The following is an 18,749-nucleotide window of genomic DNA, read 5'->3' as shown; positions in this document are numbered from 1 at the left end:
CGGGCCTCCCTCACGGGACCCGGGCCTTGCCTGTCCGGACGCGTCCGTCACGCCGCGACCGGAACCTCCGGAGCCACGCCGTCGGCGGCCGGCGACAGGGCCAGTTCCAGGACCTGGCGGACGTCGGTGACGGCGTGGACGTCGAGCTTGTCCAGCACCTCCGCGGGGACGTCGTCCAGGTCGGGCTCGTTGCGCTTGGGGATGACGACGGTCGTCACCCCGGCGCGGTGGGCGGCCAGGAGCTTCTGCTTCACGCCGCCGATCGGCAGCACCCGGCCCGTCAGCGAGACCTCGCCCGTCATCGCCACGTCCGTGCGGACCAGGCGGCCCGACAGCAGCGAGGCCAGCGCCGTCGTCATCGTGACGCCCGCGCTCGGGCCGTCCTTCGGCACCGCGCCCGCCGGGAAGTGGATGTGCACGCCCCGGTCCTTCAGATCGGCTACCGGCAGCTCCAGTTCGGCGCCGTGGCTGCGCAGGAACGACAGGGCGATCTGCGCGCTCTCCTTCATCACGTCACCCAGCTGGCCGGTCAGCGTCAGACCTGCCGCGCCCGTCTCCGGGTCGGCCAGCGACGCCTCGACGAACAGCACGTCCCCGCCCGCTCCGGTGACCGCGAGGCCGGTCGCCACGCCCGGTACGGCCGTACGGCGCTCCGCCGGGTCCTGGGCCGACTCGGGCACGTGGTGCGGCCGGCCGATCAGGCCGCGCAGGTCACCGTCGCCGATCGTGAACGGCAGCTCCCGCTCGCCCAGTTCGTGCTGAGCCGCCACCTTGCGAAGCAGCCTCGCGATGGACCGCTCCAGGTTGCGCACGCCCGCCTCGCGCGTGTACTCGCCGGCGAGCTTGCGCAGGGCGCCCTCGTCGATGGCGACCTCGTCCGTGTTCAGGCCCGCTCGCTCCAGCTGGCGCGGGAGCAGGTGGTCACGGGCGATGACGACCTTCTCGTCCTCGGTGTAGCCGTCGAGGCGGACCAGCTCCATCCGGTCGAGCAGGGCCTCGGGGATGGCCTCCAGGACGTTGGCGGTGGCCAGGAAGACCACGTCCGACAGGTCCAGCTCCACCTCCAGGTAGTGGTCCCGGAAGGTGTGGTTCTGCGCCGGGTCCAGCACCTCGAGGAGAGCCGCCGCCGGGTCGCCCCGGAAGTCGGATCCCACCTTGTCGATCTCGTCGAGCAGGACCACCGGATTCATCGACCCGGCCTCCTTGATGGCCCGCACGATCCGGCCGGGCAGCGCGCCGACGTACGTACGGCGGTGACCGCGGATCTCGGCCTCGTCGCGGACGCCGCCGAGGGCGACCCGGACGAACTTGCGGCCCATGGCGTGCGCGACGGACTCGCCGAGCGAGGTCTTGCCGACGCCGGGCGGGCCGACGAGCGCCAGTACGGCACCGCCGCGCCGTCCGCCGACGATCCCGAGCCCCCTGTCCGTACGGCGCTTGCGCACCGCCAGGTACTCGGTGATCCGCTCCTTCACGTCCTCCAGACCGGCGTGCTCGGCGTCCAGCACGCCCTTGGCGCCCTGGATGTCGTAGGCGTCCTCGGTACGGGAGTTCCACGGCAGTTCCAGAACCGTGTCCAGCCAGGTGCGGATCCACGACCCCTCGGGCGACTGGTCGCTCGTCCGCTCCAGCTTGTCGACCTCCTTGAGCGCGGCCTCGCGGACCTTCTCCGGCAGGTCGGCGGCCTCCACGCGGGCGCGGTAGTCGTCGGACTCCTCGCCGTCCTGCTCGCCGTTCAGCTCGCGCAGTTCCTTGCGCACCGCCTCCAGCTGACGGCGCAGCAGGAACTCGCGCTGCTGCTTGTCGACGCCCTCCTGGACGTCCTTGGCGATGGTCTCGGCGACGTCCTGCTCGGCGAGGTGGTCGCGCAGTTGCTGCGTGGCGAGCTTCAGCCGGGCCACCGGGTCGGCGGTCTCCAGGAGCTCCACCTTCTGCTCGGTGGTCAGGAAGGGCGAGTAGCCGGAGTTGTCGGCGAGGGCGGAGACGTCGTCGATGGCCTGCACCCGGTCCACGACCTGCCAGGCGCCGCGCTTGCGCAGCCAGGCGGTGGCGAGGGCCTTGTACTCCTTCACCAGTTCGGCGACCTGTCCGGGCAGCGGCTCGGGCACGCTCTGGTCGATGTGGGTGCCCTCGACCCACAGGGCGGCTCCGGGGCCGGTCGTTCCCGCACCGATCCTCACCCTGCCCCGGCCCCGGATCAGTGCGCCCGGGTCACCGTCGGCCAGCCGGCCCACCTGCTCGACGGTGCCGAGCACACCGGTGCTCGCGTACGTCCCGTCGATGCGTGGGACCAGCAGCACCCGTGGCTTCCCGGGCTGGGACCGGGCGGCGGCCTGCGCGGCCTCCACGGCGGCGCGTACATCGGCGTCGTTCAGATCCAGCGGGACCACCATTCCGGGCAGCACGACCTCGTCGTCGAGCGGCAGCACAGGCAGGGTGAGCGGTGTGGACGTCGAAGCCATGATCTCCCCTTCGGCAGTCAAGTTGAGTTATGCCGACTCAATGCACGGGGGAGCCCGAATGTTCCCAGGCCTCCGTTCGCTGTGAGCGATCACCCGGCACACATGCCGTGACCTCAGGTTTCCCGGACAACGCGGATATGCGGATATTCGGTTGCCCATGCCCCGTCCCCTCGCCGACCGTCTTCCCGTGACAGACAACGAGACCCTTCTCGCCGCCTACGACGGCCAGCTGCGTGGCGCGCCCCCGACCCCGCCCTCGGGCGTGACGTACGAACAGGACGGCCCGCTGCTGCGGATCGTCGGCGGATTCCGGGGCCTCGTCAGCGGCCCGCGCTCCCTCGGCGTGCGCGGCGCCGAACTCGACCGGCTCATCGCCCGGCAGCGCGACTACTTCGCGGCGCGCGGCGAGGCGGTGGAGTGGAAGACCCGGTCCCACGACGACCCCGCCGACCTCACCGACCGCCTGCGTGCGGCGGGCTTCGCGCCGGAGGACGAGGAGACGGTGCTGGTCGGACGCGCCGCCGACATGGCCGCACGAGAGCCGCTCCTGCCGGAGGGGGTGACGCTGCGTCGGGTCACGGCCGACGCGGACATGCGCCGTATCGCCGCGATGGTGTCGGCCGCGTGGGGCCAGGACTGGAGCTGGCTCGCCGCCGATCTGAGCGGCCGTGTCGCGTCCGCGCCCGACGAGATCGCCGTCTATGTCGCCGAGGCGGACGGCGAGGTCGTCTCGGCGGCCTGGCTGGTCTTCCGCGAGGGCACCGAGTTCGCGAGCCTGTGGGGCGGGTCGACGCTGGCCGAGTGGCGCGGCCGCGGTATCTACCGCGCCCTGGTCGCCACCCGCGCCGCCCTCGCCGTCACCCGCGGCGTCAGGTATCTGCATGTCGACGCGTCCGACGACAGCGCGCCGATCCTGCGGCGGCTGGGCTTCACCGCGGTGACCACCACCACGCCGTACGTCTGGTCACCCGAGGGCGGCTGACTCCGGTCCGTGCCACCGCCGCACCACCGGCCACATGCCGACCCCGATGACCAGGGCGATCAGATGCCCCCAATTGGTCAGCGGATCGGTGAGGTTGAGCAGGTCCTGGACCAGCATCCCGCAGAACAGCCCCAGTACGGGCCACCGCAGCCACGGCCGCAGCAGTCCGGCCAGCGCGCCGACGCTCGCCGCCACGCCGAAGCTGATGCCGTAGTCCAGGCGGTGCAGTGAGCTGTCGGGGAGGTGGCCGACGAGCACCGCGAGTCCGACGGGGCCCTCGGTCGCGAGGGTCGCCAGGACGTGCCCGGCCAGGAAGACAACGGCCGTGCGGGCACCGCCGATCCGCCGCTCCAGCGCGGTGAGCACGAGCAGGAAGCAGAGTGTGTACGGCGCCACGATCCCGCCCGCGACCCACAGCGCGCTGGCGAGCAGCACGAAGACGGGGGTGCTCACCAGGTGGGCCACATCGGTGCTGGAGCCCTGGTGGAGTGCGTGGACGAGGGCGGGGTCGGCGTAGGCGGCGACCAGGGAGGTGACGGTCAGTACGGCGGCGTAGGCGAAGGTGAACGGGGTGCCGGCGGGGGTGGGGAGCAGCCGCCGGGGACGGACGGCACGGGGTCGGGGTGCGGTGGCCTCGCGTGCGGGCGGCGCGGTGACGACCGGCGCCGGGGACGGCGGAGCGGTGGCGCTCAGGGGTCCGCGCTGGCGCGGCATCCCGTCCAGCAGCCCGGCGAGCTCGGGCAGGCCCGCCTCGCCGGACTCCGAAGCAGAGCCCGTCACACCCCCAGCCGCAGAACGTTCCAAGGTGAGGCGCTCCTTCCGTTTCCCTCAGCCTTGGTCCGCCGCCCGCCCGTGTCTGTGAGCGACGCCACACGGGACTCGATTCTCAGCAACCTCTCAAGAAGCTCACGCGTCTCTCCAGGACGCCCACGCGGGCGCCGGACGAGTTCCCGGCCCCGCGTCAACCCGGAGCGCTCTGCCGTACTCCCGGAGGTAATTCACTCGGCCCTCCCGGCCCCGGCTGCCAGGATGGCCGGATGCCCACTTCGTACGACACCCCTGAAGTACTGGACCGTCACGAAGGCCCCCACGGCGAGGTCGTGCTGCGGCGGCACGGCGATCAGCTCCAGATCATCGTGAACGGCTGCTTTCTGATGGACACCTCCGACGGGCGTTCGGAGCGGCTGCTCGTCGACGCGGCGCTCGCCTCGCTGGACGGGCGACCGGAGCCTCATGTGCTGATCGGCGGGCTCGGCGTCGGGTTCTCGCTCGCACATGCCGCCGCCGATCCACGCCCGGGACGGATCACCGTCGTCGAGCGCGAGAGCGCGATTATCGGCTGGCATCTTGACGGACCCTTGTCGCACTTCTCCGCCGGGGCCCTCGCCGATCCGCGCACCGAGATTCTGGAAACGGATCTGGTGGCGCATGTGCGTGAGACATCCGCCACGTATGACGCACTGTGTCTCGACATCGACAACGGGCCGGACTGGACGGTCACCGAGGGGAACGACAGCCTGTACTCGCCCGGTGGACTCGCTGGCTGCGCAGGGGCGTTGAGGCCCGGTGGGGTGCTTGCCGTATGGTCCGCCCAGCCGTCTCCGGAATTCGAAGAAACCTTGCGTAATGCCGGATTCCAACGGGTGCGTACCGAAGAGATCCCCGTTGCCCGGGGCGTTCCGGACGTCGTGCACCTCGCCGTACGACCTGGATAGCCGTGGCGCGGTGACTCCCCGTACTCTGCTTCTCTGACGCGGATCATTCAAGCGTCAATCGCAAGCATGCGCAGGCATAGCCAGTAAGCGGGATCACCCCACGGATTCCGGAAAGCAACTTTGGGGCGGGCGATGGAGCAGACACACACCTCCCACAACGGCACGGCGGCGACCCCTGGCGCACAGCGCCGGGTTCTCGTGGTCGAGGACGATCCGACCATCGTGGACGCCATCGCGGCCCGCCTGCGCGCCGAGGGATTCCTCGTGCAGACCGCGGGTGACGGCCCGGCGGCGGTCGACACGGCGGAGGCCTGGCAGCCCGACCTGCTGATCCTCGACATCATGCTGCCGGGCTTCGACGGCCTGGAGGTCTGCCGCCGGGTGCAGGCCCAGCGGCCCGTCCCGGTGCTGATGCTGACCGCGCGCGACGACGAGACCGACATGCTGGTCGGGCTCGGGGTCGGCGCCGACGACTACATGACCAAGCCGTTCTCGATGCGGGAGCTGGCGGCACGCGTGCATGTGCTGCTGCGCCGCGTCGAGCGCGCCGCGCTGGCCGCCACGACCCCGCGGTCGGGCATCCTGCGGCTCGGCGAGCTGGAGATCGACCACGCGCAGCGGCGGGTACGGGTGCGCAGCGAGGACGTCCACCTCACGCCGACCGAGTTCGACCTCCTGGTGTGCCTGGCGAACACCCCGCGCGCGGTGCTCTCCCGCGAGCAGCTCCTCGCCGAGGTGTGGGACTGGGCGGACGCCTCCGGCACCCGGACGGTCGACAGCCACATCAAGGCGCTGCGCCGGAAGATCGGCGCCGAGCGCATCCGTACCGTGCACGGCGTGGGCTACGCCCTGGAGACGCCGACGCCATGAGCGACGGCCCGGCCGCGGGAAGAGGCCCCGGGGAGCCCTGGGGCGGCGTACGTCCGTTCTCGATCAAGACCAAGCTGGGCGCGCTGGTCGTCACCTCGGTGCTGATCACCACCGGACTGTCGATGATCGCGGTGCGCACCCAGACGGAGCTGCGCTTCATCACGGTCTTCTCGATGATCGCCACACTGCTCATTACGCAGTTCGTGGCGCATTCGCTCACCGCACCGCTGGACGAGATGAACACCGTGGCCCGGTCCATCTCGCAGGGCGACTACACGCGCCGGGTGCGGGACAACCGCCGGGACGAGCTGGGCGACCTGGCCGAGACGATCAACCTGATGGCCGACGAGCTGGAGGCCCAGGACCAGCAGCGCAAGGAGCTGGTGGCGAACGTCTCGCACGAGCTGCGCACCCCGATCGCGGGTCTGCGGGCCGTCCTGGAGAACGTGGTCGACGGCATCGCCGAGGCCGACCCCGAGACGATGCGCACGGCGCTGAAGCAGACCGAGCGCCTCGGCCGGCTCGTGGAGACGCTGCTGGACCTGTCCCGGCTGGACAACGGCGTCGTACCGCTGCGCATGCGGCGCTTCGAGGTCTGGCCGTACCTGTCCGGTGTGCTGAAGGAGGCCAACATGGTCGCCTCCGCGCGCGCGGGCATGGCCTCGGGCTCCGGCAGCCACACCCGTACGGACGTCCATCTGCACCTCGACGTCTCCCCGCCGGAGCTGACCGCGCACGCCGACCCCGAGCGCATCCACCAGGTCGTCGCCAACCTCATCGACAACGCGATCAAGCACAGCCCGGCGCACGGCCGCGTGACGGTCAAGGCGCGGCGCGGGACGCTCCCGGAGTCGCTGGAGCTGGAGGTCCTGGACGAGGGGCCGGGCATTCCCAAGTCGGAGTGGCACAAGGTCTTCGAGCGGTTCAACCGGGGCGCCGTGCGCCGGCCGCACGGGCCGGGCAGCGACGGCGGTACGGGGCTGGGGCTGGCGATCGCGCGCTGGGCCGTGGATCTGCACGGGGGCCGCATCGGCGTGGCCGAATCCGAGCGAGGTTGCCGGATTCTTGTCACGCTTCCAGGGCAGCCATCTGTGCCAAGTTGACGTAAAGTTCGAAGCGGAGCCACAAGATCCATGTGCGTCCTGACTGACGGACACGTGTGATCAGGTACAGGCCCTCGCCTTCGGCGTGCCGGGCCGTGGTCGAGGCATCCCATCTGCGGTCTCTCGAAGCGGAACCACGCTTGTTTCCCGCCATTTCCAGGCCCGAAACACGCTTCCCGATGTGACTTACACGACGATGACCTTGCTCGGCCTCACCTTCCCGGCCATGGAGGCGTAGCCTTTATTCCCGCTGTCCATCACCTTGTGAAGCGGAAGAGGGCGGTTGCCGCCGTGTCGCCACAGTCCCCCAGTAACTCGAGCATCTCGACCGACACCGACCAAGCGGGCAAGAACCCCGCGGCCGCGTTCGGTCCGAACGAGTGGCTCGTCGACGAGATCTATCAGCAGTACCTCCAGGACCCCAATTCGGTAGACCGCGCCTGGTGGGACTTCTTCGCCGACTACAAGCCCGGCGCCGGCGCCGCGGCTCCGGCGGGTACTGCGGCCACGGGGGCCGCAGGGACCACCAGCACGGCACCACCGGCGGCTCCCGCAGCCCCGGCTGCTCCGGCCGCCCCGTCGGTCCCGGCACCGGCACCGGCCCCGGCCGCCGCGAAGCCCGCGGCCGCCGCTGCTGCCCCGGCCCCGGCTGCGGCGAAGCCCGCCGCCCCCGCCCCGGCCGCGAAGCCCGCTCAGCCGAAGAAGGCCGAGCCCGCCGCCGCTGCCGCCGACGGTCCGGAGCTCGTGACGCTGCGCGGCCCCGCCGCCGCGGTCGCGAAGAACATGAACGCCTCGCTGGAGCTGCCCACGGCCACGTCCGTGCGCGCGGTCCCGGTGAAGCTGCTCTTCGACAACCGCATCGTCATCAACAACCACCTCAAGCGCGCCCGGGGCGGGAAGATCTCCTTCACGCACCTGATCGGCTACGCGATGGTGCAGGCCATCAAGGCCATGCCGTCGATGAACTACGCGTTCGGCGAGAAGGACGGCAAGCCGACGCTGATCAAGCCGGCGCACGTCAACCTCGGCCTCGCCATCGACCTGGTCAAGCCCAACGGCGACCGCCAGCTGGTCGTCGCGGCGATCAAGAAGGCCGAGACGCTGAACTTCTTCGAGTTCTGGCAGGCCTACGAGGACATCGTCCGCCGCGCCCGCGACGGCAAGCTGACGATGGACGACTTCACCGGCGTCACGGTCTCCCTGACCAACCCCGGCGGCCTCGGCACCGTCCACTCGGTCCCGCGCCTGATGCCCGGCCAGTCGGTGATCATGGGCGTCGGCTCCATGGACTACCCGGCGGAGTTCCAGGGCACCAGCCAGGACACCCTGAACAAGCTCGGCATCTCGAAGGTCATGACGCTCACGTCGACCTACGACCACCGGGTGATCCAGGGCGCCGCGTCCGGCGAGTTCCTGCGCCAGGTCGCGAACCTCCTCCTCGGCGAGAACGGCTTCTACGACGAGATCTTCGAGGCGCTGCGCATCCCCTACGAGCCGGTCCGCTGGCTCAAGGACATCGACGCCTCGCACGACGACGACGTCACGAAGGCCGCGCGCGTCTTCGAGCTGATCCACTCCTACCGGGTCCGCGGCCACGTCATGGCCGACACCGACCCGCTGGAGTACCGCCAGCGCAAGCACCCCGACCTGGACATCACCGAGCACGGCCTCACCCTGTGGGACCTGGAGCGCGAGTTCGCCGTCGGCGGCTTCTCCGGCAAGTCCCTGATGAAGCTTCGCGACATCCTCGGCGTCCTGCGGGACTCCTACTGCCGCACCACCGGCATCGAGTTCATGCACATCCAGGACCCGAAGCAGCGCAAGTGGATCCAGGACCGCGTGGAGCGCGGCCACACCAAGCCGGAGCGCGAGGAGCAGCTGCGCATCCTGCGCCGGCTGAACGCCGCCGAGGCCTTCGAGACCTTCCTGCAGACGAAGTACGTCGGCCAGAAGCGCTTCTCCCTGGAGGGCGGCGAGTCCGTCATCCCGCTGCTCGACGCGGTGCTGGACTCGGCCGCCGAGTCCCGCCTGGACGAGGTCGTCATCGGCATGGCCCACCGCGGCCGCCTGAACGTCCTCGCCAACATCGTCGGCAAGTCGTACGCCCAGATCTTCCGCGAGTTCGAGGGCAACCTCGACCCGAAGTCGATGCACGGCTCCGGCGACGTGAAGTACCACCTGGGCGCCGAGGGCACCTTCACCGGCCTGGACGGCGAGCAGATCAAGGTCTCCCTGGTCGCGAACCCCTCCCACCTGGAGGCGGTGGACCCGGTCCTGGAGGGCGTCGCGCGCGCCAAGCAGGACGTCATCAACAAGGGCGGCACGGACTTCACGGTCCTGCCGGTGGCCATCCACGGCGACGCGGCCTTCGCGGGCCAGGGCGTGGTGGCCGAGACCCTGAACATGTCGCAGCTGCGCGGCTACCGCACCGGCGGCACGGTCCACATCGTCATCAACAACCAGGTCGGCTTCACGGCGGCTCCCGAGTCGTCGCGCTCCTCGATGTACGCCACCGACGTGGCCCGCATGATCGAGGCGCCGATCTTCCACGTGAACGGCGACGACCCCGAGGCGGTCGTCCGCGTTGCCCGTCTGGCCTTCGAGTTCCGCCAGGCGTTCAACAAGGACGTCGTGATCGACCTCATCTGCTACCGCCGCCGCGGTCACAACGAGTCGGACAACCCGGCCTTCACCCAGCCGCTGATGTACGACCTGATCGACAAGAAGCGCTCGGTGCGCAAGCTCTACACCGAGTCCCTCATCGGTCGCGGCGACATCACCCTGGAAGAGGCCGAGCAGGCGCTGCAGGACTACCAGGGCCAGCTGGAGAAGGTCTTCACGGAGGTCCGCGAGGCCACCTCGCAGCCGGCCGCCGTGGAGCCCTCCGACCCGCAGGCCGAGTTCCCGGTGGCCGTCAGCACGGCGATCACCACGGAGACCGTCAAGCGGATCGCCGAGTCCCAGGTCAACATCCCCGACCACATCACCGTCCACCCGCGTCTGCTGCCGCAGCTGCAGCGCCGTGCGGCGATGGTCGAGGACGGCACCATCGACTGGGGCATGGGCGAGACCCTCGCGGTCGGCTCCCTCCTCCTCGAGGGCGTCCCGGTCCGCCTGGCGGGCCAGGACTCGCAGCGCGGCACGTTCGGCCAGCGCCACGCGGTCATCATCGACCGTGAGACGGGCGAGGAGTACACGCCGCTGCAGTACCTCTCCGAGGACCAGTCGCGGCTGAACGTCTACAACTCCCTGCTGTCCGAGTACGCGGCCATGGGCTTCGAGTACGGCTACTCGCTCGCCCGTCCCGACGCGCTCGTGATGTGGGAGGCGCAGTTCGGCGACTTCGTCAACGGCGCCCAGACGGTCGTGGACGAGTTCATCTCGTCGGCCGAGCAGAAGTGGGCACAGACCTCCGGTGTGGTCCTGCTCCTGCCGCACGGCTACGAGGGCCAGGGCCCGGACCACTCGTCCGCCCGCCCGGAGCGGTTCCTCCAGCTCTGCGCGCAGAACAACATGACGGTCGCGATGCCGACCTCGCCGTCGAACTACTTCCACCTCCTGCGGTGGCAGGTGCACAACCCGCACCACAAGCCGCTGGTCGTCTTCACGCCGAAGTCGATGCTGCGTCTGAAGGCCGCCGCGTCGAAGGCGGAGGAGTTCACGACCGGGCAGTTCCAGCCGGTCATCGGCGACTCCTCGGTCGACCCGGCCGCCGTCAAGAAGGTCGTCTTCTGCGCCGGCAAGGTCTACTACGACCTCGAGGCCGAGCGGAAGAAGCGCGGCGTCACGGACACGGCGATCATCCGCATCGAGCGCCTGTACCCGCTGCCGGGTGCCGAGCTCCAGGCCGAGATCGCCAAGTACCCGAACGCCGCGAAGTACCTGTGGGCCCAGGAGGAGCCGGCGAACCAGGGTGCGTGGCCGTTCATCGCGCTCAACCTGATCGACCACCTGGACCTGGCGGTCGGCGCCGACGTCCCGCACGGCGAGCGCCTGCGCCGCATCTCGCGTCCGCACTCCTCGTCCCCGGCCGTCGGTTCCGCCAAGCGGCACCAGGCCGAGCAGGAGCAGCTGGTGCGCGAGGTGTTCGAGGCCTGAGCCCGAAGAACGGGACGCCCGAAGAACGGGACCGAGTCCCTGATTCGGGGCTGAGCCTCTGAACCGGCTTGAACGCAAGGCCCGGTTCCCCGTCCGTGCGACAGGGAACCGGGCCTTCCGGCGTCCACGGCCAACTCGCCCGCCACACCGCCCAGTCGCAGGTTCCACGGGCCGGACGGCGTCTCGCGCGCGCGTCCTGGGCCGGGCACGCACGCGTGGCGGCCAGGACATATCCTCACTGCATGTACTTCACCGACCGAGGCATCGAAGAACTGGAGAAGCGGCGCGGCGAGGAGGAGATCACCTTCGAGTGGCTGGCCGAGCAGCTGCGCACCTTCGTCGACCTGAACCCGGACTTCGAGGTACCGGTGGAGCGGCTGGCGACATGGCTGGCCCGGCTGGACGACGAGGACGACGACGTGTAGCCGAGCTGGAGGAGATCGGACGGCGCGCTCACGCTGAGCGTTCTGCTTTCGGGGCGCCCTGATGCGGGGCGCCCTTCTGCTGTGTACGGCTCTGCTGTGTACGGCGATCAGTCCGCTGCGCACGGCGATCAGTACGGCCGTCAGTCCAGCGGCCGCACCGCGCTGTACGCCAGCCCCAGCGCACCGTGGGCCAGCAGCACCGCGCCCGCGACGATCCAGCCGCCGCTTCGGTGCCGCAAGCCCCAGGCCGTGAGGGGCAGACCGGCCGCCACCTCGGCAAAGGCGAGCACCCGGGCCCGCGGGCCGCCCGCCCAGGGCAGCCAGGGGCCGAGGCGCCCGTCCTCGGCGTCCAGTTCCGTACGGAAGGCGTTGCGCCAGCCCGACCACTCGATCCTTACGTGCGGCTGGTCGTGGATGGCCTCGTGGAGGCTCTCGGCGCTGTCGCCAGGGGCGAGGCCGGGCGGCAGGGACACGCCCGCGCGCGTGAGGACGGCGATGAGACCACGCATGCGTGCCCGGGCGTCGGCCGCGCTGTCGGGACGCGTCAGCTCTTCCAGGGACTGCATGTCGAGGACCGGGTCGAGGCCGAGCCGGCCGGCGAAGGTGCGCATGGCCTCGTCCTCGCCGACCGGGGTGCCGTTGGCGAGCCAGACGTAGCCGACCGGACGGCGGAAGCCGGAGGCGAGGGTGTATCCGGCGCGGTCCGCGTCCCACCAGAGGGCGAGGACGGGCCAGGGATGGCCGACAGCGAGCGCGGTGGCCCAGCCGGTGAGCACGCGGTCGACCGGCTCGCCGCCCTCCTGCCAGGGCCCGCCCTCGGGGACGAGCACGCTCCACTCCGCGCCGGCCGGCGAGAGCAGCATGTGTTCGCGCAGCAGCTGGGCGGCGGAGGCGACGGGCTCGGGCTCCGCGCGGCAGAGCAGCAGGGCGCCCGGGGCGGGTCGGGCCTGGCGGGCGGTCCTGGAGTCTTCCGGCGACATGGCAACACGCTAGGCCGGTTGTCCATCCCGCGTGATTTGTGATCACCAGAACGAGTGCCTTGACTTTCCTCGCCCACGATATATCGTGTTTTACGTAAGACGCGATATGGCGTGTCGTGTTCAGGCCCGGCCCGTGCGGCCGCGTCCGGTCGCCCAGGAGGTCCGCACCATGTCCGAGTGGTCCGTAGCCGAACCCAGGAAGCTCAGCTTCGACGAGCCGGTGAGCGAGCTCCAGGTACGCATCGTCAACGGCACTGTGAACGTCGTGGGGACGGACGAAGGTTCCGCCCGGCTGGAGGTTTCCAGGATCGAGGGGCCGCCTCTGGTGGTGACCCAGCAGGGCGGCACGCTGACGGTGGCTTACGAGGACCTGCCCTGGAAGGGCTTCCTCAAGTGGCTCGACCGCAAGGGCTGGCGGCGCAGCGCGGTGGTCTCGCTGGCGGTGCCGGCCGACACCCGGGTGGAGGTGGGCGTGGTCGGGGCCGGGGCGGTGGTCTCCGGCATCCACGGCCCGTCGGTCGTCAAGGGCGTCACCGGCGACACGACTCTCGTCGGCCTGTCCGGCCCGGTCCGCGCCGACACCGTCTCCGGGAACCTGGAGGCGCAGGCGGTCACCGGCGACCTCCGCTTCAACTCCGTCTCCGGCGACCTCACGGTCGTCGAGGGCTCCGGCCCCTCGGTGAAGGCCGACTCCGTGAGTGGCGCCATGATCGTCGACCTCGACCCGGAAGGCCCGACCGACGTCCGGCTGACCAGCGTCTCCGGCGAGATCGCCATCCGGCTGCCGGCGCCGGCCGACGCGGACGTGGAGGCCAACACCGCGAGCGGCACGATCTCCAACGCCTTCGAGGGCCTGCGGGTCCACGGCCAGTGGGGCGCCCACAAGATCACCGGCCGCCTGGGCGCCGGCACCGGCAAGCTCCGCGCGACGACGGTCTCCGGCTCGATCGCCCTGCTGCGCCGCCCGCCGAAGGAGGACGAGCCGTGGGATGCGGAGGCCTGGGAGGAGCCCGAGCCCGCCAAGGACGAGGGCACATCGAGCGGCACCTCGGAGACCTCGCCGACGGACCCGACGACCACCCCGGCGAGCAGCCCGCACCACACCTCGGGGGACAATTCCGTCTCCGGCCAGGGCGACACAGCGGGCGACGGCAACGGCGGCGGATCCACCGACGCCGCCACCGACTCCGCGACCGCCGCCCCGGCCGACGGCACGACCGACAAGAAGGTGCTCTGACATGCCCCCCGTCTTCGCCCATGGACGCCTCCGCCTCTACCTGCTGAAACTGCTGGACGAGGCCCCGCGCCACGGCTACGAGGTCATCCGCCTCCTCGAAGAGCGCTTCCAGGGGCTGTACGCGCCGTCGGCCGGTACCGTCTACCCCCGGCTGGCCAAGTTGGAGGCCGAGGGCCTGGTCACGCACACCACCGAGGGCGGCCGCAAGGTGTACGCCATCACGGACGCCGGCCGCGCGGAACTGGCGGACCGCAGCGGCGAGTTGGCCGATCTGGAGCTGGAGATCAGGGAGTCGGTCGCGGAACTCGCCGCCGAGATCCGGGCCGATGTGCGCGGCGCGGCGGGCGATCTGCGGCGCGAGATGCGCGCGGCGGCGTCCGAGGCCCGCAAGGGCAATGACACCAAGGCGGAAACGCCCTTCGGCGACTTCTCGGACTACACCGACAAGGAGGCGTGGCGCGCCGCCAAGGAGGAGATGCGCCGCGCCAAGCAGGAGTGGAAGGAACAGGCCCGCCGCGCCAAGGACGAGAGCCGCCGCGCCCGCGAGGAGGCACAGCGCGCCCGGCGACAGGCCAAGGAGGCCCAGGACCACGCCCGGGCCCAGGCACAGGAGGAGATGCAGCGCATCGCCCGCCGGGTCCAGGAGCATGTACAGGACCACTTCGCGCGCGGTGACTGGCCGACCGGCGTCAGGGAGGGCCTGACGGAACTGGCCAAGGAGTTCGGCGACTTCGGGAAGGAGTTCGGCAAGGACTTCGGCTTCGGCCGCCAGGGCTCCCCCAAGTCGGCGCAGCAGCACCCCGACTACTCCGAGACCCCGGAGGACTTCCCCGCCGGCTACGAACCCTCCTGGGCCCACGAGACGCCCAGCGGCGACCCCGCCCGCGACCTGGACCGCCTGCTCGACCGCTTCCGCGACGACATCCGCGACGCGGCGAGGGACCACGGCGTGACGGCGGACCAACTCCGCGAGGCACGCCGCCACTTGTCGACGGCGGCGGCCCACATCGGAGCGCTACTGCGCACACCGCGGCCGTGATGCCGGTCTCCTGGGCGGTACGGCCACGAACCCGGCGTACTGCCCAGGATCCGGTCGGCCCGCCCGGCGCCCATCCGGGCATCCCGGGCACATCCCGACGCCCCAGTGCCCCTCCCGGCTTTGCGGCGAGTTCGTGCGCGCGTCCTGCCACCCCGACGCCCGTCACTCGACGCCCGTCACTCGATGCCCGTCACCCGACGCCCGTCACCCGACGCCCGTCACCCGACGCCCGTCACTCGGTGCCCGTCACCCGACATCCGGCGCCCTGCGACGCACCCTCGCACCCCGCCCGTCCACAGCCCTCAACCGGCCAGATCCCCCAACCGCCCATCCCGCCAATCGCCCTCACCCTCAACCGGCTTTGGCCTCTCCGCCGCCATACAGCACTCGCATGAGCGCCTCGTACGTCACCCCGTGATCGGCGAGAGCCTCGGCGGGCACGCCGGGGCGGCTGGTGAGAGCCAGCAGGATGTGCTCGTCACCGATGTGCCGGTCCCGTCGGGACGTTGCCACGCGCAGCGCCCGTACCAGCACGTCCTTGGCATCCCGGCCGAACGGACGGTGCCCCCACCAGGACCCCTTGTCCCTCCGCCCCCCGGCCATGGCCCCCACTCCATGGACCTCCTCCACCCGGGCGACGATCTCCCCCACATCGATCCCCAACCCGGCCAACGCATCGGCCTCGGCCTGCGAGAGCCCTCCCCGCCGCCGAGCCTCGCCCAACGCCGTCCGTACGGACTCCAGCCACTCCCCGCCCCCGAGCGCGGCGAGCGCGAACGACGCCCGGCTGCCCTCCCGATCGAGCAGGGCGAGCAGCATGTGCTCGGCCTCGACGGTCTGCGCCCCGCCCCGCTCGGCGTGCTCGACGGCACCCGTCACCACCGCGCGGGCATCCTTGGTGAACCGCTCGAACATCAATGCCTCCCGTACTTCTTGTGCACGGCCTGCCTACTGACCCCGAGTTCCGCGGCGATCTCCTGCCAGGACCACCCCTGATTGCGCGCACTGCGCACCTGCACGGATTCCAACTGCTCCAACAACCGGCGCAGGGCGGCAACGGCCCGCAGTCCGACCCGCGGATCGCGATCCCCCGCCCGCTCGGCGAGATCTGTTGCTTCGGTCATGATGTCAACCTACGTTGACACGGCTCCTTTCGTCAACCCTGGTTGACAAGGCAAAGCAAACGGCGGGTTCGGGGCGATGCACTGCCCCGAACCCGCCGCGAAAACCGGCAACGGCTCCGTCAGTTGGTGAGCACGATCTTCCCGAACTGCTCCCCCGACTCCATCCGCTCGAAGCCTTCCCGGGCCCGGTCCATGGGAAGCACCTCATCGATGACAGGCCGCACCCCGGTGGCCGCGCAGAAGGAGAGCAGATCTTCCAGCTCATCCTTGGTCCCCATGGTGGACCCCACGACCTTCAGCTCCAGGAAGAAGATCCGCGTGAGCTCGGCGTGCGAGGGCCGGTCGCCACTGGTGGCACCGGAGATGACCAGAGTGCCCCCGGGCTTCAGCGATTTGACGGAGTGTGACCACGTGGCAGCGCCGACCGTCTCGATCACGGCGTCGACCCGCTGAGGCAGCCGGGCCCCGGACTCCAGCGCCTCCACAGCCCCCAACTCCAGGGCACGCTTGCGCTTTGCCTCGTCCCGGCTGGTGGCGAAGACCCGCAGCCCCGCGGCCTTGCCGAGCACGATGGCGGCGGTGGCGACGCCGCCCCCGGCACCCTGCACGAGCACGGAGTCCCCGGGCCGTACGCCCGCGTTGGTGAACAGCATCCGGTAGGCCGTCAGCCACGCGGTCGGCAGACAGGCTGCCTCCTCGAAGGAGAGTTCCTTGGGCTTGGGCAGGATGTTCCAGGTCGGCACGGCGACCTGCTCGGCGAACGTGCCCTGGTACCGCTCGGTGAGGATGGACCGGGGCTCCCTCGGACCCACCCCGTGTCCGCTCTGTCCGATCACGGAGTGCAGAACGACCTCGTTGCCGTCCTCGTCGACGCCGGCGGCGTCACATCCGAGGATCATCGGCAACTTGTCCTCCGCGAGGCCGACACCCCGCAGCGACCACAGGTCGTGATGGTTGAGAGAGGCGGCCTTGACGTTGACGGCACTCCAGCCGGGGCGGATCTCGGGAGCCGGCCGCTCCCCCGACTCCAGTCCGGAAAGCGGCTGGTCGCGGTCGATTCGGGCGGCGTAGACAGCGAACATGACGTTGACGATAGGTGCACACGTCGATCGACGGAACCGAAGCACCCTGTGAGACACGCCCTCTTGTCAAGGCGTCCGACTCGGCACAACCACCCGAACGGCCGCACCCGGGCACAGAACTCCAGAGGAAGAAACCGCGCAGGCAAATGGCCCCGCCCGAACCGGACGGGGCCATTCAACCGACACTCACGTCAGCGACCTTCGCATCCGTGACACGCGCATCAGTGACACGCGCATCAGCGACACGCACGTCAGCGCCGAGCGACACCCTCCGCCCGGGCCGCAGCCGCGACCGCCGCGGTGACCGCCGGGGCCACCCGCTCGTCGAACGGCGACGGGATCACGTAGTCCGCGGCGAGGTCGTCACCCACGACCGCCGCCAGCGCCTCCGCCGCCGCGATCTTCATGCCCTCGGTGATCCGGGAGGCCCGCACCTGCAGCGCGCCCGCGAAGATCCCCGGGAACGCCAGCACGTTGTTGATCTGGTTCGGGAAGTCCGAGCGCCCGGTGGCGACCACGGCCGCGTACTTGTGGGCGACGTCCGGATGCACCTCCGGGTTCGGGTTGGCCATGGCGAACACGAAGGCGCCCTCGGCCATGGAGGCGACGGCCTCCTCCGGCACCGTACCGCCGGACACGCCGATGAAGACGTCAGCGCCCTCCAGTGCCGCCTCCAGCGACCCGGTGATGCCGGCCTTGTTGGTGAACCCGGCGAGTTCCCGCTTGACCGGGGTCAGGTCCTCCCGGTCGGCCGACACGACGCCCTTGCGGTCGGCCACGGCCACGTCCCCGATGCCGGCCTCGACCAGCATCTTCGCGATGGCGACACCGGCCGCGCCCGCACCCGAGATGACGGCCCGCAGATCACCGATGGACCGCCCGCTCAGCCGCGCGGCGTTGCGCAGCGCCGCCAGCGTCACGACGGCCGTGCCGTGCTGGTCGTCATGGAAGATCGGAATGTCGAGCCGCTCCTGGAGCTTGCGCTCGATCTCGAAGCACCGCGGCGCCGAGATGTCCTCCAGGTTGACGCCGCCGAAGGACGGGGCGAGTCGCACCACCGTCTCGACGATCTCGTCGACGTCCGTGCAGTCGAGCGCGATCGGAACCGCGTCCACGCCGCCGAACTGCTTGAACAGAATCGCCTTGCCTTCCATCACGGGAAGGGAGGCCTCCGGGCCGATGTCCCCGAGCCCGAGCACCGCCGTGCCGTCGGTGACCACGGCCACGACGGACGACTTCCACGTGTAGTCGTGGACCAGCTCCGGCTGCTCGGCGATCGCGGTGCACACGCGCGCCACGCCGGGTGTGTATGCGAGGGACAGGTCGTCCTTGTCACGGACCGGCACGGTGGCCTGCACGGCCATCTTGCCGCCGCGGTGCAGCGCGAACGCCGGATCGAAGGAATCGAGGGGCTCGCCCCCGCCGTCCTGATCCGTATTGCTGTCGCTGCGAGGATTGACGATCTCCGCTGCCACTTTGTTTTACCCCTTAAATCTTCATTGGTTGAGGGTGGCCACTCCTGGTGAGGGGTGGGCGGGACCGCGTATGCCCGATCTGTTGATGCGTACGGGTCATACGCGATGGGCGCGCCGCACACGCGCCCTGAGCCCCGGATGAGGGGTGTAAAGAACC

The 18,749-nt window shown here is 70.7% G+C and carries 15 protein-coding genes; 8 read left to right on the top strand and 7 right to left on the bottom strand.

Translation table 11 applies throughout. The annotated features are described in order from the left end of the window. Window positions 1–47: 47 nt before the first annotated feature. Window positions 48–2,462 (bottom strand): endopeptidase La, encoded by a 2,415-nt coding sequence (gene lon / locus ACIBAG_RS25060; protein WP_399107714.1) that lies wholly within the window; start codon window positions 2,460–2,462, stop codon window positions 48–50. Window positions 2,463–2,649: 187 nt separating this feature from the next. Here lon and ACIBAG_RS25055 point away from each other — a divergent pair, with 187 nt between their 5' ends. Continuing rightward, window positions 2,650–3,444: a GNAT family N-acetyltransferase gene (locus ACIBAG_RS25055; protein ID WP_399107713.1), complete on the top strand. Its 795-nt coding sequence runs from the start codon at window positions 2,650–2,652 to the stop codon at window positions 3,442–3,444. Here the strand turns inward: ACIBAG_RS25055 and ACIBAG_RS25050 are convergent. Continuing rightward, window positions 3,427–4,248, bottom strand: coding sequence for a rhomboid-like protein (locus tag ACIBAG_RS25050; protein ID WP_399107712.1), 822 nt, complete (start codon window positions 4,246–4,248; stop codon window positions 3,427–3,429). The genes ACIBAG_RS25055 and ACIBAG_RS25050 overlap by 18 nt on opposite strands. A 233-nt stretch (window positions 4,249–4,481) precedes the next feature. Here ACIBAG_RS25050 and ACIBAG_RS25045 point away from each other — a divergent pair, with 233 nt between their 5' ends. The 5 genes from ACIBAG_RS25045 to ACIBAG_RS25025 all read left to right on the top strand — a co-directional run bounded on the left by ACIBAG_RS25045 (window position 4,482) and on the right by ACIBAG_RS25025 (window position 11,655). Next, window positions 4,482–5,159 (top strand): spermidine synthase, encoded by a 678-nt coding sequence (locus ACIBAG_RS25045; protein WP_399107711.1) that lies wholly within the window; start codon window positions 4,482–4,484, stop codon window positions 5,157–5,159. A 132-nt stretch (window positions 5,160–5,291) separates the two neighbouring features. Then, the gene (locus ACIBAG_RS25040) at window positions 5,292–6,029 is read left to right on the top strand and encodes a response regulator transcription factor (RefSeq protein ID WP_003997964.1); all 738 of its coding nucleotides are present in this window, start codon (window positions 5,292–5,294) and stop codon (window positions 6,027–6,029) included. Next, entirely contained in the window at window positions 6,026–7,132 is a 1,107-nt protein-coding gene (locus ACIBAG_RS25035; protein WP_399107710.1) for an ATP-binding protein, read from the top strand. Before ACIBAG_RS25040 ends, ACIBAG_RS25035 begins: the two co-directional genes overlap by 4 nt. Window positions 7,133–7,423: 291 nt before the next feature. Continuing rightward, the gene (locus ACIBAG_RS25030) at window positions 7,424–11,230 is read left to right on the top strand and encodes a multifunctional oxoglutarate decarboxylase/oxoglutarate dehydrogenase thiamine pyrophosphate-binding subunit/dihydrolipoyllysine-residue succinyltransferase subunit (protein WP_399107709.1); all 3,807 of its coding nucleotides are present in this window, start codon (window positions 7,424–7,426) and stop codon (window positions 11,228–11,230) included. A 242-nt stretch (window positions 11,231–11,472) separates the two neighbouring features. Then, complete coding sequence (locus ACIBAG_RS25025; RefSeq protein ID WP_003997970.1) at window positions 11,473–11,655, top strand: DUF6104 family protein; 183 nt, start codon at window positions 11,473–11,475, stop codon at window positions 11,653–11,655. A gap of 140 nt (window positions 11,656–11,795) precedes the next feature. On the opposite strand, the gene ACIBAG_RS25020 is transcribed toward ACIBAG_RS25025, so the two are convergent. Next, complete coding sequence (locus ACIBAG_RS25020; RefSeq protein ID WP_399107708.1) at window positions 11,796–12,635, bottom strand: hypothetical protein; 840 nt, start codon at window positions 12,633–12,635, stop codon at window positions 11,796–11,798. Between the two features lie 169 nt (window positions 12,636–12,804). Between ACIBAG_RS25020 and ACIBAG_RS25015 the strand changes: the two genes are divergently transcribed. Continuing rightward, complete coding sequence (locus ACIBAG_RS25015) at window positions 12,805–13,872, top strand: DUF4097 family beta strand repeat-containing protein (RefSeq protein ID WP_399107707.1); 1,068 nt, start codon at window positions 12,805–12,807, stop codon at window positions 13,870–13,872. 1 nt (window position 13,873) lies between these two features. Next, a complete protein-coding gene (locus ACIBAG_RS25010; RefSeq protein ID WP_399107706.1) occupies window positions 13,874–14,911 on the top strand; it encodes a helix-turn-helix transcriptional regulator in 1,038 nt (345 codons plus the stop codon). 351 nt (window positions 14,912–15,262) lie between these two features. Here the strand turns inward: ACIBAG_RS25010 and ACIBAG_RS25005 are convergent, their stop codons facing one another. The 4 genes from ACIBAG_RS25005 to ACIBAG_RS24990 form a co-directional block, all read right to left on the bottom strand. Next, window positions 15,263–15,826, bottom strand: a complete 564-nt coding sequence (locus tag ACIBAG_RS25005) for a Clp protease N-terminal domain-containing protein (protein WP_399107705.1) — start codon at window positions 15,824–15,826, stop codon at window positions 15,263–15,265. After that, window positions 15,826–16,035: a helix-turn-helix domain-containing protein gene (locus ACIBAG_RS25000; protein WP_007384656.1), complete on the bottom strand. Its 210-nt coding sequence runs from the start codon at window positions 16,033–16,035 to the stop codon at window positions 15,826–15,828. The genes ACIBAG_RS25005 and ACIBAG_RS25000 overlap by 1 nt, the downstream gene beginning before the upstream one ends. Window positions 16,036–16,154: 119 nt before the next feature. Further along, complete coding sequence (locus ACIBAG_RS24995) at window positions 16,155–17,117, bottom strand: zinc-binding dehydrogenase (protein ID WP_399107704.1); 963 nt, start codon at window positions 17,115–17,117, stop codon at window positions 16,155–16,157. A gap of 251 nt (window positions 17,118–17,368) precedes the next feature. Then, window positions 17,369–18,592, bottom strand: coding sequence for an NADP-dependent malic enzyme (locus ACIBAG_RS24990; protein WP_399107703.1), 1,224 nt, complete (start codon window positions 18,590–18,592; stop codon window positions 17,369–17,371). Window positions 18,593–18,749 lie beyond the last annotated feature (157 nt).

The organism is Streptomyces sp. NPDC051243 (assembly GCF_044455405.1).
Lineage (GTDB): Bacteria > Actinomycetota > Actinomycetes > Streptomycetales > Streptomycetaceae > Streptomyces.
This window is presented reverse-complemented; position numbering and strand designations above follow the sequence as displayed.

Coding starts and splice junctions, on each gene's coding strand:
- lon (WP_399107714.1), bottom strand. CDS start 2,462: ATGGCTTCGACGTCCACACCGCTCACCCTGCCTGTGCTGCCGCTCGAC.
- ACIBAG_RS25045 (WP_399107711.1), top strand. CDS start 4,482: ATGCCCACTTCGTACGACACCCCTGAAGTACTGGACCGTCACGAAGGC.
- ACIBAG_RS25040 (WP_003997964.1), top strand. CDS start 5,292: ATGGAGCAGACACACACCTCCCACAACGGCACGGCGGCGACCCCTGGC.
- ACIBAG_RS25035 (WP_399107710.1), top strand. CDS start 6,026: ATGAGCGACGGCCCGGCCGCGGGAAGAGGCCCCGGGGAGCCCTGGGGC.
- ACIBAG_RS25025 (WP_003997970.1), top strand. CDS start 11,473: ATGTACTTCACCGACCGAGGCATCGAAGAACTGGAGAAGCGGCGCGGC.
- ACIBAG_RS25020 (WP_399107708.1), bottom strand. CDS start 12,635: ATGTCGCCGGAAGACTCCAGGACCGCCCGCCAGGCCCGACCCGCCCCG.
- ACIBAG_RS25015 (WP_399107707.1), top strand. CDS start 12,805: ATGTCCGAGTGGTCCGTAGCCGAACCCAGGAAGCTCAGCTTCGACGAG.
- ACIBAG_RS25010 (WP_399107706.1), top strand. CDS start 13,874: ATGCCCCCCGTCTTCGCCCATGGACGCCTCCGCCTCTACCTGCTGAAA.
- ACIBAG_RS25005 (WP_399107705.1), bottom strand. CDS start 15,826: ATGTTCGAGCGGTTCACCAAGGATGCCCGCGCGGTGGTGACGGGTGCC.
- ACIBAG_RS25000 (WP_007384656.1), bottom strand. CDS start 16,035: ATGACCGAAGCAACAGATCTCGCCGAGCGGGCGGGGGATCGCGATCCG.
- ACIBAG_RS24995 (WP_399107704.1), bottom strand. CDS start 17,117: ATGTTCGCTGTCTACGCCGCCCGAATCGACCGCGACCAGCCGCTTTCC.